Below are 13,545 nucleotides of genomic sequence, written 5' to 3'. Positions count from 1 at the left end.
GTTTCTCCTAAAACCCTGTTCCTTCATATTTTTTTATACTTTTTATAAATAATAGATATCCGATTATAAATATAATTATGGAATATATCGGCAAAAGAATAAACTTAATACTAAATGAATATTTGTTTAAACTAAAAGCTGCAGGATAAAATGCTATCATCGAAACGGGAAATACATAGGTTAAAATAAACCTGATAACCGCACTATAAATAGATATGGGATATTGAGCAAAATCAAGCATATCCATTAAGGGTGAAAAAGCTTCTTCTATTTTAGGATATTTTATAGAAAAAGATGAAACTATCAAAAATATGCCGATAATGCCGAGTGTTCCTGCACTTAAAAATAAGAATAAAGATAAGATAGTTACTATACCTAAATTTAGGGTATAAGCCGAATATATAAAGATTAATAAACCGGTAATAATTCCAAAAACTTCGGATAGAGCAAAATTATCAAATGTAATATACAAAAAAGGATTAACCGGAAGTTTTAATACCAAACTTAATTTACCTTGCAGTATATAAGTATTTGAATACCAAAGTGTCCAAGCAAAGAAACAATAAAAAACACCGACTGACATTGTATATAGAGAATAAATCAGCAAACACTCTTCTCTATTAAAGCCTTTTATTTCAAGAGTTTTGTTAAAAATAAAAACAAGAACCAATATTCCCATTATGGAATTTAAGACTCTAACAATTAACCATAAAATAGAATCATTTTTAAAAGAAAGCTGTTCTTTTATTTTTAAAACCAAAAGTTTATAACAATAATTCATTTATCCGCCCATTATCTCTATTTTTTTTATTGCCCTTCTATGAAAAATATAGGTAAACACCAAAAGAAAAAATATCCAATATAATTGCCTTGATATTAAACTAAACGATTTTAAATTGCTGTTGTTTAAAACTTCAATAGGAATCTGATACAGTATTCTAAACGGTAAATAATTTAATATTTTTTGTAAAACTTCAGGGAAAAAATCAACAGGAATCAAAGAACCTGAAAAAAATAAAAATAAAATATTTTTAATTTGAATAAAGCCTTCATTATTACCATAAAAAAATACGCATAAACCGATAATATAAGCCGTAAACCAATTAAATAAATATGCACAAAAAACCGAAAAAATAAATAAACATAAGTTTATGATGCCGTGATAGATGTTCACATCAAAAAATAAAATTAAAACTATAAGCAAGGGCAGGGATTTTAATATAAATCTTGTAAGAGCTGCCGCAGAATCTTGTAAAAAGATATTAATGCCGAAATTAATCGGTCTTAATAAAAGAAAGGAAATAGAACCGGTTTGATAAATCGTTTGAAAATATCTATCCGTATTTACGCTGATAAAAGAACCGACTATAGTTATAATTGCAAAATAAGAAATATAATCCGTATTTCCTATTTGAGACCAAACCGAAGATTTTATTAAAAATAAAAACAACAAGGAGAATATAGAAAAAACGGCCGATATTTTAAAATACAAGTGCTGTTTAATATTTAAAGAAATAATTCCCAGTAAATATTTCATTCCGATTTTTTATCCTTGTAATAATTTAATAAAATTTTAGAGAAATCTTCATTTTCAATTTTGATATCATAAATATTTTCTTTATCATCTAAAGAATTAAAAATTTCTTCCATTGTAATCTTTTTGTCAACTTCAAACGAAATACTGTTCTTTTGAAGATCTTTATCTATAATGTTAAAATTGCTTTGTAGTTTTTCGGTTAAATTAATATGCTTTTTATACAAAAGTGTAACAATTTTAGACTTATCATAATTTTCTATAAATTCATGAGTTCTTATATCTTCTTGTAATTTTCCGTTGTTTAAAACCAATAATCTTTCGGATAAATTGATTATATCATCGGAATTATGAGAAATTAAAATTAAAATAATATCATTAGATTGTTTATAAGTTTTTATCAGATTATAAAACTGTTCTTTTACTTCAAGATCCAGGCCTATTGTCGGCTCATCTAAAAGAAGGATTTTAGGATTATGAAACAAAACCAAGGCGATTTCGCACTTCATTTTTTGTCCTAAAGACATTTCTCTAATCGGCTTTTTTAAAAGATTTTCAAGTTTGAATAAATCAATAAGAGTGTTAAGTCTTTTATTTGCTTCATTTTTTTCAATTTTATAGATAAGCCTAAAAAGCTCTAAGGACTCTCTAAAAATCATATTTTGATAGAGCTGGCTTCTTTGACCGAAGATGACACCGATATTCCGTTTGTATTCTTTTTGATTTTCATAGATGTTTTTGTGATTGAATAAGATTTCTCCGCTCGTAGGCCGCAAAATACCCGAAATAATTTTTATTAAGGTAGATTTTCCCGAACCGTTTTTGCCGACTATCGCAACATTTTCATTATTCTCAATTTTAAAAGAAATATCCGTTAAAGCCTTAACTTCAGAATAATCGGGTTTAAACATATCTTTTACGATACCTAAAAGGCCGAATCTTCTTTCCTGTGTTTTATATGTTTTGTCAATATTTTTAAGTTCTATCATACTTTAAGGTAGATTATGACAAACATTATTAAAAATGTCAAGATTTTTGTCTTTAAGTAACTTTAAATTTTTATATTAAAATGTATCTTTTTTCAATTTCCCTCTTGACAAAGATTGTTATTCTGTATATATTTAATATATACAGAATAACAGGAGGCGGAGTAAGAGTGAATATTTTTTTAAATAATTCTTCAGGGGTTCCTCTTTATGAGCAGCTTTCAGAACAGATAAAAAATCAAATTTTATCAGGCTCTTTAAAAAAAGAGGAGCCGATGCCTTCGATGAGGGCATTGGCAGCCTCTTTGCGTGTGAGCGTCATCACTACAAAGCGGTCTTATGAAGACTTGGCCCGCGAGGGCTTTTTGTATTCGGTTTCTGCGAAGGGGTATTTTGTTGCCGATGTAAATTTTAAAAAGATTGAAAAATCAATAAAAAAAAGTATTGAAGAAAAATTAAAAGAAGTTTGCGGTCAAGCAAAAAAAATTAATCTAAATGCTGAGGATTTATATGAAATCCTTAGGCGTATTTATTAGGCTTATAGGGGGTGTTTATGATATCCGATGATGTATTAAAAATCGAAAAACTTAAATTTTCGATAGGACGCGGTAAAAAGGCTTTTTCGTTAAACGATATTTCTTTTTCGGTTCCGAGGGGCTGCGTTACGGGTTTGATAGGAGAAAACGGTGCAGGGAAAACAACCCTTATCCGCCTGCTTCTTGATATGTACTTGCCTGAAAGCGGAAAAGTTTTCCTCTTTGGTGAAGAGCTTAAAAGAGAGAATATAGAAATAAAGGAAAAGATAGGTTTTGTTATAAACGATAATTTCTTTTCTCCATTATATACGGCTAAAAAGGCAGGAAAATTTTTAGCGGGAATTTATAAAAATTGGAATCAGGAGCTTTATGAAAAATATCTAAACGATTTTAAAATTCATCCTTCAAGATTTTTGACTGCCTTGTCTTCGGGAACTATGCAAAAACTTCAAATTGCTATAGCCCTCTCCCACGGGGCAGAGCTTTTGATTTTAGATGAGCCTCTTAATTTTTTAGATCCCGTTTCTAAAAAAGAATTTTTAGATCTTTTAAGAAACTTTATGCTCGATGAAAATCATTCGATTTTAATTTCGAGCCATCAAACAAATGAACTTGAAAAAATTTGCGATGAGATTATTTTTATAAGCGAGGGTAAAAAAATTTTTGATTCTTCTTTAGAAAATATAAATAAAAATTACGGGCTTTTAAAAATAGATGAAAAAGCTTTTAAGTCATTGTATAGTAATGATTATATCGGTTATAGAAAAACCGACTATGCTTATGAGGTTTTGGTTTCGGATAAGGGAAATCAAAAATTTACCGGAATGGTTTGCGAAGATGCAAGTCTTGAAGATATTATGTATTTTTATACGAGGAGAAAAATCTAAAATGAAAAAAACAAAGGCTATAATATTTAATTCTATGCATAGTGTAAATTTTGTGTTAAGCGGAATTTTTTGTTTAATAGGTTTTATTGAAATGATTATCGGTATACTGATTCCAATACCGTTAGCAATGAAGATCTTGTTTTTTCAAGGTTTAATATTTTTTTGTTATGGTCTTATTATAAATCAGCTTAGTCTATATGATCAAATTTTAGTTTTTATCTTAACGCCGGTGAGGGGAAAAGAATTTTTTAAGGTTAAACTTATTTATTCGATTTTTACTTCCTTTTTTGCACTTATGTTTTTAGGTCTTATTTTATTTTTAATAAATATTTTTACCCCGATATGGGATCTTAAATTTATGATTTTTATAGGATCCGTTTTGTTTCCGTTTATAATTGCTTTTAGTATGATCTTATCAGCCTTGTCCATTAAAGGCGGACTTCTCAGATTTATTATTATTATGACTGTAGGATACGGCTTATTTCCTTCATTATCTATGATGATGATTTCAGATTTGCCTAATTTGGAATTGATAAAATCTTTTTTTGAAAGAGTATCGTATCCCTTGTTTATTCTTGCAGTTTATATTATTTCTTTAGTTATTATTTTAATTTCTTATTTTATAGGTAAAAGGAATTTTAACAAATTCAGGTTTAAAAGTTTTATGATTATGAATCAACGGAATAGGCAGGGATAAGGAGAGGTATTTTTGAATAGAGGTAAGATAATCGGATCGGGTGCTTATATTGAATAAAAATTTATTTTATTGTATAATGCTTTTATGAAATACTTAGAAACTTATTCAAATGATCCTGAATATAATTTGGCTTTTGAGGAATATTGTTTTAGGCATCTGCCGCTTGAAAACGATGAATACTTTTTTTTATGGCAGAATGGGCCTGCCGTAATTATAGGTAAAAATCAAAATGCTTATCAGGAAGTAAACGATGACTATGTGAGAGGACATAATCTTAAGGTTGTCCGCCGCATAACCGGAGGCGGGGCCGTATATCATGACCTCGGCAATTTAAATTTTTCTTTTGTTGCAAAAACAAAGGAAAATCAAACGATTGATTTTAAACGCTATTATATTCCGATTATAAATGCCTTGGAAAAAATCGGCGTTAAGGCGGAGCTTTCCGGCAGAAACGATGTTACTATCGACGGACAAAAATGTATCGGTGCTTCACAGTCTGTTTGGCAGGGCAGGGTTTTGAGTAACGGCTGTATTCTTTTTGATGTCCGCTTGGAAGAACTTTCAAAAGCTCTTAATGTGCGTAAAGAAAAGCTTGAATCAAAGGGCGTAAAAAGCGTTCGAGCCAGGGTTACAAATATAAAGCCCCACTTAAAGCGGGATATTTCGGTTTTGGATTTTAAGGCCGAATTATTAAAAGCTATCTTTGAGCTTGAAGGCCAAGAACCTGTAGAATACAAACTTTCCGCCTCGGAGCTTGAGGGTGTAAAAAAAATATATGCCGAAAGGTTTTCCCTTAAAGAATGGAACTATGGAGCTTCTCCCAAGGCCGAATACTCTCACTATGAAAGGTTCCCCATAGGAAGCATTGAGGTGTTTTTTAACGTTAAAAATGCAAAGATTTCCGGCTTAAAAATTCACGGAGACTTTTTCGGTACAGAGGATGTTGCCGAAATTGAAAAACTCTTGGAAGGCTGCGAATACGAAAAAAATGCCGTAAGCACAAAACTTGCAGAAATCGATTTAAAAGCCTATTTCGGTGCAATCGAAAAAGACGAATTTATTGAAATGTTTTTTAGATAAACTATAACTCAATTATCTTATCGGCGATTTTTTTTGCAAAGGGTGCATCGTGGGTTACGCAGACTGCGGTGCGCTTTTCTTTTTTGACAATCGATAAAAAAAGATCGGCAACCTTGTACTTATTTTTTTCGTCGAGGGAATCGAATGCTTCATCGAGAAGAAGAAGCGGAGCGGGATAGCTTAGCGCTCTGGCAAGTCCGGCTCTCCTTTGCATTCCTCCTGAAAGTTCGGTCGGTAAAAAGTTTTTAAAGCCGGAAAGGCCTAAAGCTTCTAAATAAAAAAGAGCCTTTTTTTTATTTTCTGTTTTTGAAGAAGGTTTTGAATCCAAAACATATTCTATATTTTCTACGGCAGTTAGATGAGGAATAAGGCGCATGTCTTGATAGGCCATTGCATAGCTTCCGCGATCCGGCCGGTTTTCTATTCTTCCCGATTTTAATTCAAGATTCCCTGAAATAATTTTTAAGAGGGTGCTTTTTCCCGCCCCCGATTCGCCTAAAATACAGGTAATTTTTTGTACAGGAATTTCAATATTGAGGTTTTGAAAAACCTTATGCTTTGAGTAATAAAAGGTTCCCTCGTGTATTTTAATCGGCTTTTCCATTTTTAACCCTTACTGAGCGGCTTGCGACTATATCTATTCCTGTGTTCAGCACATTTTCAATTATCACATCGCCCATCTTTTTAGGAGCTTGAGTTTTGACGGTGTTTATTTCTTTCATTACATCGAAGATTAAGGCCTTAGGAATTGGGCTTGAGGTTTTTACGGGAAGGGAGGGAATAACTCCGCCCTCGATTATTACGGTCGAGCTTATGTTTCTTCTAGGGTCCTTAATTTCCTGCATCGCGTAAAGTTCGCCGCCCTTGCATAAATTTCCTGTAACTGTAATTTCTCCCGACTCTTCTTTAAATACCGAAAGTTTACAGCCCCGAGGACAGGACACGCATGTAAATTTTTCTTTTATCAATTCTCTACTCATCTAAAATTACCTCCGCAGTTATGTCTTGGGTTAAGCCCCTTAAGGTAATAAAGTTTAGGGGAATGTTTATCATCTCGGACGGAACCATCTGACTTGTTTTCTTTTGTGCAAGAATTTGCTCTCCCGATTTGATTATCAGGCGGGCATTTTTATAAACCGAGTCGACTCTCATAAAGAGAGAAGCTCCGTCGATGTTCCCCGTATTTATTTTATTCGGAACAATGTAGCGGATTCCCTTTTTAGCTGTTGTTTTAATAAAAGTGGAACCGGAAGAGTTTGTGCCGAATTTATTTTCCGTGCTTTCTCCCTTTTTATTTTTTTGGGTAAAGAGGGCTGCGTTTTTTCCGGCAGTTCTGCTTTCTTTTGTAACAAAGTCTACAATGTCATGAACATGTAGAACATTTCCGCAGGCAAAGATTCCGCTTGTTTCGGTTTCCATTCCGTTATCGACAAAGGCTCCGTTCGTTATCGGATTGATAGCAATGCCTGCCTTTTGGGTAAGCTCGTTTTCGGGGATTAGGCCCACGGAAAGAAGCACCGTATCGCAGGAAAATTCTTTTTCGGTTTCGGGGATTTCCTTAAAGGAAGAATCTATTTGGGCTATTGTAACTCCCGTAACCCTGTCCTTTCCGTGGACGCAGGATATGCTGTGGCTTAAAAAAAGAGGAATACCGTAGTCTTCAAGGCATTGGGCTATGTTACGGTTTAGGCCGCTTGAGTAGGGCATGATTTCGACAACCGCCTTTACTTTGGCTCCTTCCAAGGTCATGCGGCGGGCCATGATTAAACCGATGTCTCCTGAGCCGTAGATTACTACTTCTTTTCCTACAGAAAAGCCTTCGATGTTCATAAGGCGTTGGGCCATGCCTGCATTAAAAACTCCCGATGGGCGGTAACCTTTTAGTGCGATAGCTCCTGCCGTGCGTTCTCGGCAGCCCATAGCAAGCACTACGGCTCCTGCTTTTATTTTTTTTAATCCTTGTGCGCCGATGAGGGTAATTTCTCTTTCCTTTGTTAAGTCTATTACCATTGTATTGAGGAGGATATCTATGTCCTCTTTTTTTACCATGTTTATAAAGCGTTCTGCATATTCGGGGCCGGTTAATTCTTCTTTAAATTCGTGAAGGCCGAAGCCTGCATGAATACATTGATTTAAGATGCCGCCGAGTTCAAAATCCCTTTCTACTATAAGAACGGAAGATGCTCCGTTTTTTTTGGCTTCGAGGGCTGCCGCCAAACCTGCAGGGCCTCCGCCTATAACGGCGACCTCGTATTCGTCATTGCAATTGCTGCAATCTTTTTTATCGTTTATGTTTATCATTCCGCACCGCCCTTTAGTTTTCCGTAAACAATCGGAGAATTTCTTCTGTCCTTTTGAATTTTTTCGATCGGGATTTTTAATTCTCTTGAAAGGATTTGGAGCACATGGGGCTCGCAAAAGCCTCCCTGACATCTTCCCGAACCGGGGCGTACCCGCCTTTTTATGCCGTCAACCGTGCGGGCTCCCGCAGGGCGGTGAATGGCCTCGACGATTTCGGCTTCGGTTACTGTTTCGCAGCGGCAGATAACATGGCCGTAGAGCGGATTTTCTTTTATAAGAGAATCCTGTTCTTCTGCACTAAGGCCGGCAAAATGTCCGATTGCTCTTCGATTTTCGTTAAAATTTTTCTTTTTATTGAAGGGGATTTTTAAGTCATCGGCTTCTTTTTTTACGAGCTCTGCAACATATTCTCCGATGGCCGGAGCTGAGCTCAACCCAGGCGATTCGATTCCGCCTGCGTGTATAATTCCCTTGGAATTTTTTGAAGCATATATCATAAAGTCTCCCGTATCGGGCCTTGCCCTAACCCCTGCAAAAATACGGATGGTGTTTTTAAAATTGAGGGAGGGTACGGTTTTTAGAGCCTTCTCTTCTACCTGAGCTAAACCTTGGTCTGAAACGGAGGTGTCTTCGGCATCGTCTATATTTTCTGCTGAAGGACCGGCCAAAAAATTCCCGTGATAGGAGGGAAGAACTAAGATGCCCTTTCCCATCTTTGATGGGGCCTGAAAACAGATGTGATTTACAAGATTGGTATAGCTTTTATCGAAGAGGCGGTATTCCCCGCGGCGGGGAAGAATTTTAAAATCTTCATCTCCTGCCATCTTTGCAATTTTATCGGAGTAAAGTCCCGCAGCATTTATCACCAGCTTGGTTTTAAAAACTCTTTGCTCCGTTTTGCTTGATTTGGTTTTGATTGTATAGGCTTCGTTTTCTTTTTCAATTGCGATAACCTCGTTTTCGGGAAGAAAGTCAATTCCGTTTATTACGGCATTTTCCATAAAGGCTGCCGTCATATCGAAGGGACAGATTACCCCTGCTGTTCCGCAGTAGAGTGCACCTACAGCTTCTTTTGAAAGATTGGGTTCTTCCTTTAAAAGCCTTTCCCTGTCCCAGATTTCCAAGCCTTCAACTCCGTTTTTTAAACCCCTTTCGTAGAGGGTGGAAAGTTCTTGTTTCTCTTCTTCGTTAAAGGCGATTACAAGAGAGCCTAATTGTTTAAAGCGCAGATCCAATTTTTCTTTTAAGCTGCGCACTAAAAAATTACCTCTTACATTTAGCTTTGCCTTTAAGGAGCCTTCCTTTGCGTCATAGCCTCCGTGAATAATTCCGCTATTGGCCTTGCTTGTACCGCAGCCGAATTCCAATTCTTTTTCGAGGACAGCAATTTTTAATTCGTACTTGGAAAGTTCCCGTGCAATGCAGGCGCCTACAACTCCTGCCCCAATGATGATTATGTCGTACATATCCTTTGATAATATCACTATTTTGAGGCTTAGTCTATATGAAAAAAAACGATTTTTCTTCGGTATAGCATTGACTTTTTTTTTAGATTTTTATATAATCAAGACTCGTTTTACGGGCCATTAGCTCAGCTGGTAGAGCAACAGACTCTTAATCTGTGGGTCGCAGGTTCGAAGCCTGCATGGCTCAAATTTTTAGCTATTTTTCATCTATGATTTGCCAATAGCCGCTTTTGTCGGCACCGATGCGTTTGATTATATTTTGTTCTTGCAACTTTTTCATATTTTTAATTATATTAAGGCGTGCTATTCCTACAATTTCGGCAAGTTCTTCTTGAGTTATGTATGGATTATTCTTTATTGAAGCTATAATTTTTTGTTGATTTACAGTAATCTTTTGAGTAATCTTTTGAGTAATCTTTAATTCGGTTGTAATTATTTCTTTTATCGTTTTTAAAATAATCGATAACATAAATTCAATAAATTCCGTGCTGTCTGCATTATTGTCACTAATTCCCAAAGCCTTGTAATATAGTTTTTGATTTTCTTTTATTAAAGTTTCAATAGGCAGCCATGCAAAAATCGGTTTCCATTCCGTTAAGATTACGGTTTGCCATAAGCGCCCCATCCTGCCGTTTCCGTCTTCAAACGGATGAATAAACTCAAACTCATAATGGAAAACGCAGCTTTTAATTAGGGGATGAACATCAGTGCTTTTAAGCCAGTCAAATAAGTCATTCATTAAAAAGGGGACTCTATCGGCAGGCGGGGCTACATGTACTACTCCTTTTCCGTCAAAAATACCGACTCCTCCTTTTCTGTATTTACCGCTGTGTTTTACGAGATCATTCATCATAAGTTGATGAGCTTTGAGTAAATCGTTTTGTTTATAAGGGTTCAGGTTTAAAAGTAATTCATAGGCTTGAACGGCATTTTTTACTTCCTGTATTTCGTTCGGCGGTCCAAGTACCCTTTTCCCTTCGATGATTGCAGTAATTTGTTCGATAGTCAAAGAATTATTTTCAATGGACAATGAAGAGTGGATTGTTTTAATTCGGTTTTTTTTCCTTAATTGGACTGTCCGCTCGGTATTTTCGAGGGCACTTATTTCTCCGATTTTTTCGGATATTTGAGAAATCAAATTTATAGCTTTTGACGTAATTTTAAATGGAGGTTCATAACTCATACCCATATATTATAGAAGATTTTTAAGATATAGTTAAGGGGTTTTAAATTTTAGCGGTAATTCTCCGCCAAGGCTGTAAGATATTTTTCGGTGAGGGTAAAGGCTTCGCTATTAAGAGTTTCAATCTTGTCATCAGCGGTATGCATTAGCTGCCATGTAAATGGAATTATTTTTTCGAAGGGGGAGCCTTGAGGCGGTTTTTGATTTTTTATTACCATGTCCGTGAGCTCGCTCATAGCTGTTTTGTTTTGGCCGGTGAGTTTTTCTTTCGGGAGGCAGTGTAAAAGAGTCTCGGCTTCTTTTCTTGGAAGAAGGGTTATAACTTGAGCAAAAAGGCCTGCGGCAATAAAGCCTGCATTGTCGCTATAAGCCGTCAACATTGAAAGCCATTGATTGGGACAAGCCCTTTGAGCTAGAAGTCCGGCCCTCTTATGCAGCTCGTCGAGCCTCTTTGTCTTTGCTTTATCCCGTCCGAAAATTCCGGAACGTGAAAGGATTAGGGTATCGCCCCTTCCGCACATGTCGAATACAAATATATCGTCCCCATCCATTTTAAGCTTTTTTAATCCTGTTCCGAGAGTGTATGCTCCTTGTTCTTTAAGGCCCTCAGCTCCTGCTTCTTCTCCGTCCGTAAAGATGATTTTTATGTTGTGGGGGCTTGTGTAGGAGCATAGTTTTTTTGCAAAGTTCATGAGGATAAAACAAGAGGCTGAATTGTCGTTAGCTCCCTGGGTATCGGGAGTCCTGTCATAGTGGGCCGTAAGGGTTTTCATTTTAAAGTTCTTATCGTAAAATTGGGCAGGGTATTTTACGATGATGTGTTTTTTTTGTGCAAGGTTTACTATGCTGTGCGGAACATTGTGAGCACTTAACCACTGCGATATAAAATCACAGCGGTTAAGGTCTTTTTTTAAAAAGGCTTTAAACAAATCGGAATTAAGCAGTTTATCTTCATTTTCCTTAATCATCTTTGTTAAAAGCCCCCTTGGGTTTTATTTTTTTAATTCTTCAAGAGCTTTTTCGAGTTCGTCTACAATCTTTGCAAAGTTATCGCATGCTGCCTGCACCGGAGCCGGGCTTGCCATATCGACACCTGCAAGTTTTAAGGATTCAATGGGATAGCGTGAGCCTCCCGATTTTAAGAACTTAAAGTAGTCTTCTCTTTCTTTGTCGCCGCCTGAGCAGACTCTTTCGGCAAGAGCCATCGAGGCTGAAATACCTGTTGAATATTTGTAAACATAGAAGGCTCTGTAAAAGTGCGGAATCCTCATTCCTTCCAAATCGCTTACATCTTCAAACACCATTTCGGGACCGAAATAGAGCTCCAAAAGTTTTCTGTATTCGCTTCTTAAATTTTCGACCGTAAGAGGTGTGCCGCTTTCGACGAGGGCGTGAGTAATTTTTTCGTACTCTGCAAACATGGTTTGTCTGTAGAGGGTTGCAAGAATATCAGAAGCTCTAACGCTCAAAAGATAGGCTCTCATTTTCGGGTCGGTACTTGTTTTAAGCATGTGCCTGAATAAAAGCTCCTCGTTAAAGGTAGAGGCAACTTCGGCTTCAAAGATTGTGTAGTGGTAGCAGGGGTAGGGATTGTTTCTTACCGAATACCACGAATGCATGGAGTGTCCGCCCTCGTGTACAAGGGTGAATACATCACGGATAACATCTTCTTTGTAGTTCATAAGAATGTAGGGATCGCTGTCATATCCGCCTGCAGAAAAGGCTCCTGAGCGTTTGCCTTCATTTTCGTACTTATCTACCCAGCCGTTTAAAAGACCGTTTCGGATTGTTTTAACATATTCTTCTCCGAGAGGTTTTAGGGCCTCGGTGATGATGTCAACGGCTTCGTTATATGGGGTAATTTTTTTTACTTCGCTGACTAAGGGCATGTAAACATCATAGTGGCGGAGTTCTTTTAGGCCTAAATGTTTTTTTAACATGCTGTAGAATTTATGCAAGGGTTTTAAATTCTTGTGAATGGTATCTACGAGGTTGTCATAAACGGCTGTAGGCACCTTGTCTACATAGAGGGATTTTTCTCTGGCAGAAGCATAGCCCCGTATTTTTGCAAGGGCGACATTTTGCTGAACCTGTCCCGTGTACAGACTTGCAATTGTGTTTTTATGTGCACCGTATACGCCGTAAAGCTGTTTATAGGCCTTTTCCCTCAAAGCTCTGTCGGGATTTTGCATAAACTTTGAATAAGAAGATTGAGTTAGTTTTATATCTCCTTCTTTTGTGGTGATTGTACCGAAATCAAAGTCTACGTTGGTTAGAACCGAAAAGGCTTGGCTAGGTGTACCATGGGGCTCGCTTAAAAGGCTTAAAATCTTTTCTTCTTTGTCGGAAAGGGTATGGGGTTTTAGGTACAAGGTCTTTTCCAAGGAAACCTTAAAATCGGCAAAGTCCTTTCCTGTGGGGCTTGAAGGATCAATCCATGAGCGGATTTTTTCTTCAGGGATTTCCATGATGGCGGGCATGAGCCAGCTGGTGGCAGCCGAAAGCTCTGTAACGGTCATCATGTATTTACTTATCCGTTTAATGTTTTCGGGATCTCCCTCGTTTGAAGATTTTTGCAAAAAGGCATAGTTTCCGACCTTTTCCGCAATTCTATCAACCCCAGTTGAAGCCTTTAGGCAGGCAAGCAGGGTTGCCGCATCGATTGTTTCAGGCTTGGAAAAAGCTTCTTTATATTTTAAGATTTCTTTTCCGCCTTCCGGAATAGAAGCAAGAGCTGCTTCCCATTCTTCTTCATTCTTAAAAAGTAATTCGATATTCCATTTGTCGCTTTTGGCGATCTCGGAACGTTTAGGTGTAGTTGAGTTTTTCATATCATTACTATACAACAATGCCGATAAATAGGCAAGAGTCTTAA

The 13,545-nt window shown here is 36.6% G+C and carries 14 protein-coding genes and 1 tRNA gene; 5 read left to right on the top strand and 10 right to left on the bottom strand.

Translation table 11 applies throughout. From position 1 onward, the window contains the following. Positions 1-7 precede the first annotated feature (7 nt). From TDE_RS12505 to TDE_RS12495, 3 genes are read right to left on the bottom strand one after another with little or no spacing between them, the layout of a single operon-like run. A complete protein-coding gene (locus TDE_RS12505) occupies positions 8-781 on the bottom strand; it encodes an ABC-2 family transporter protein (RefSeq protein ID WP_002680699.1) in 774 nt (257 codons plus the stop codon). Beyond that, entirely contained in the window at positions 782-1,537 is a 756-nt protein-coding gene (locus TDE_RS12500) for an ABC transporter permease (RefSeq protein ID WP_002680697.1), read from the bottom strand. It abuts the gene before it with no gap. After that, positions 1,534-2,523, bottom strand: a complete 990-nt coding sequence (locus tag TDE_RS12495; protein WP_002680695.1) for an ABC transporter ATP-binding protein — start codon at positions 2,521-2,523, stop codon at positions 1,534-1,536. The genes TDE_RS12500 and TDE_RS12495 overlap by 4 nt, the downstream gene beginning before the upstream one ends. A gap of 80 nt (positions 2,524-2,603) precedes the next feature. On the opposite strand from TDE_RS12495, the gene TDE_RS12490 reads away from it, so the two are divergent. The 4 genes from TDE_RS12490 to TDE_RS12475 all read left to right on the top strand — a co-directional run bounded on the left by TDE_RS12490 (position 2,604) and on the right by TDE_RS12475 (position 5,720). Beyond that, positions 2,604-3,056 carry a GntR family transcriptional regulator gene (locus TDE_RS12490; RefSeq protein ID WP_002680693.1) on the top strand — a complete coding sequence of 151 codons (453 nt, stop codon included), beginning with the start codon at positions 2,604-2,606 and terminating at the stop codon, positions 3,054-3,056. Between the two features lie 17 nt (positions 3,057-3,073). Then, positions 3,074-3,943, top strand: coding sequence for an ABC transporter ATP-binding protein (locus TDE_RS12485; RefSeq protein ID WP_002680691.1), 870 nt, complete (start codon positions 3,074-3,076; stop codon positions 3,941-3,943). 1 nt (position 3,944) lies between these two features. Next, positions 3,945-4,640: a hypothetical protein gene (locus TDE_RS12480; protein WP_002680689.1), complete on the top strand. Its 696-nt coding sequence runs from the start codon at positions 3,945-3,947 to the stop codon at positions 4,638-4,640. 84 nt (positions 4,641-4,724) lie between these two features. Further along, complete coding sequence (locus TDE_RS12475) at positions 4,725-5,720, top strand: lipoate--protein ligase (RefSeq protein ID WP_002676110.1); 996 nt, start codon at positions 4,725-4,727, stop codon at positions 5,718-5,720. Position 5,721: 1 nt separating this feature from the next. On the opposite strand, the gene TDE_RS12470 is transcribed toward TDE_RS12475, so the two are convergent. The 4 genes from TDE_RS12470 to TDE_RS12455 are packed head-to-tail and all read right to left on the bottom strand — an operon-like array spanning position 5,722 to position 9,487. Next, positions 5,722-6,324: an ATP-binding cassette domain-containing protein gene (locus TDE_RS12470; protein ID WP_002680678.1), complete on the bottom strand. Its 603-nt coding sequence runs from the start codon at positions 6,322-6,324 to the stop codon at positions 5,722-5,724. After that, complete coding sequence (locus TDE_RS12465) at positions 6,308-6,700, bottom strand: DUF1667 domain-containing protein (protein ID WP_002680676.1); 393 nt, start codon at positions 6,698-6,700, stop codon at positions 6,308-6,310. The genes TDE_RS12470 and TDE_RS12465 overlap by 17 nt, the downstream gene beginning before the upstream one ends. Further along, on the bottom strand, positions 6,693-8,021 hold the full coding sequence (locus TDE_RS12460; protein WP_002680674.1) for an NAD(P)/FAD-dependent oxidoreductase: 1,329 nt from the start codon (positions 8,019-8,021) through the stop codon (positions 6,693-6,695). Before TDE_RS12460 ends, TDE_RS12465 begins: the two co-directional genes overlap by 8 nt. Continuing rightward, on the bottom strand, positions 8,018-9,487 hold the full coding sequence (locus tag TDE_RS12455; RefSeq protein ID WP_010957284.1) for an NAD(P)/FAD-dependent oxidoreductase: 1,470 nt from the start codon (positions 9,485-9,487) through the stop codon (positions 8,018-8,020). The genes TDE_RS12460 and TDE_RS12455 overlap by 4 nt, the downstream gene beginning before the upstream one ends. Before the next feature lie 114 nt (positions 9,488-9,601). On the opposite strand from TDE_RS12455, the gene TDE_RS12450 reads away from it, so the two are divergent. Next, positions 9,602-9,674: transfer RNA gene (locus TDE_RS12450), tRNA-Lys, on the top strand. Between the two features lie 9 nt (positions 9,675-9,683). Here the strand turns inward: TDE_RS12450 and TDE_RS12445 are convergent. Genes TDE_RS12445 through pepF form a run of 3 tightly spaced genes read right to left on the bottom strand, consistent with a single transcriptional unit; the run spans position 9,684 to position 13,501 of the window. Further along, the gene (locus tag TDE_RS12445; RefSeq protein ID WP_002680669.1) at positions 9,684-10,676 is read right to left on the bottom strand and encodes a Fic family protein; all 993 of its coding nucleotides are present in this window, start codon (positions 10,674-10,676) and stop codon (positions 9,684-9,686) included. Between the two features lie 44 nt (positions 10,677-10,720). Continuing rightward, positions 10,721-11,638: a M28 family peptidase gene (locus TDE_RS12440; protein ID WP_002680667.1), complete on the bottom strand. Its 918-nt coding sequence runs from the start codon at positions 11,636-11,638 to the stop codon at positions 10,721-10,723. Between the two features lie 24 nt (positions 11,639-11,662). After that, positions 11,663-13,501: an oligoendopeptidase F gene (gene pepF, locus TDE_RS12435; RefSeq protein WP_044971600.1), complete on the bottom strand. Its 1,839-nt coding sequence runs from the start codon at positions 13,499-13,501 to the stop codon at positions 11,663-11,665. Between the last annotated feature and the right edge of the window lie 44 nt (positions 13,502-13,545).

The organism is Treponema denticola ATCC 35405 (genome assembly GCF_000008185.1).
GTDB lineage: Bacteria > Spirochaetota > Spirochaetia > Treponematales > Treponemataceae > Treponema_B > Treponema_B denticola.
The sequence above is the reverse complement of the archived record's forward strand: the minus strand, read 5'-3'. Positions and strand labels throughout refer to the sequence as shown.

Excerpts from the sequence above, each read along its gene's own strand:
- TDE_RS12490 (WP_002680693.1), top strand. The coding sequence starts at position 2,604 with ATGTATCTTTTTTCAATTTCCCTCTTGACAAAGATTGTTATTCTGTAT.
- TDE_RS12465 (WP_002680676.1), bottom strand. The coding sequence starts at position 6,700 with ATGAGTAGAGAATTGATAAAAGAAAAATTTACATGCGTGTCCTGTCCT.
- TDE_RS12470 (WP_002680678.1), bottom strand. The coding sequence starts at position 6,324 with ATGGAAAAGCCGATTAAAATACACGAGGGAACCTTTTATTACTCAAAG.
- TDE_RS12455 (WP_010957284.1), bottom strand. The coding sequence starts at position 9,487 with ATGTACGACATAATCATCATTGGGGCAGGAGTTGTAGGCGCCTGCATT.
- pepF (WP_044971600.1), bottom strand. The coding sequence starts at position 13,501 with ATGAAAAACTCAACTACACCTAAACGTTCCGAGATCGCCAAAAGCGAC.
- TDE_RS12485 (WP_002680691.1), top strand. The coding sequence starts at position 3,074 with ATGATATCCGATGATGTATTAAAAATCGAAAAACTTAAATTTTCGATA.
- TDE_RS12440 (WP_002680667.1), bottom strand. The coding sequence starts at position 11,638 with ATGATTAAGGAAAATGAAGATAAACTGCTTAATTCCGATTTGTTTAAA.
- TDE_RS12460 (WP_002680674.1), bottom strand. The coding sequence starts at position 8,021 with ATGATAAACATAAACGATAAAAAAGATTGCAGCAATTGCAATGACGAA.
- TDE_RS12505 (WP_002680699.1), bottom strand. The coding sequence starts at position 781 with ATGAATTATTGTTATAAACTTTTGGTTTTAAAAATAAAAGAACAGCTT.
- TDE_RS12480 (WP_002680689.1), top strand. The coding sequence starts at position 3,945 with ATGAAAAAAACAAAGGCTATAATATTTAATTCTATGCATAGTGTAAAT.
- TDE_RS12500 (WP_002680697.1), bottom strand. The coding sequence starts at position 1,537 with ATGAAATATTTACTGGGAATTATTTCTTTAAATATTAAACAGCACTTG.
- TDE_RS12445 (WP_002680669.1), bottom strand. The coding sequence starts at position 10,676 with ATGGGTATGAGTTATGAACCTCCATTTAAAATTACGTCAAAAGCTATA.
- TDE_RS12475 (WP_002676110.1), top strand. The coding sequence starts at position 4,725 with ATGAAATACTTAGAAACTTATTCAAATGATCCTGAATATAATTTGGCT.
- TDE_RS12495 (WP_002680695.1), bottom strand. The coding sequence starts at position 2,523 with ATGATAGAACTTAAAAATATTGACAAAACATATAAAACACAGGAAAGA.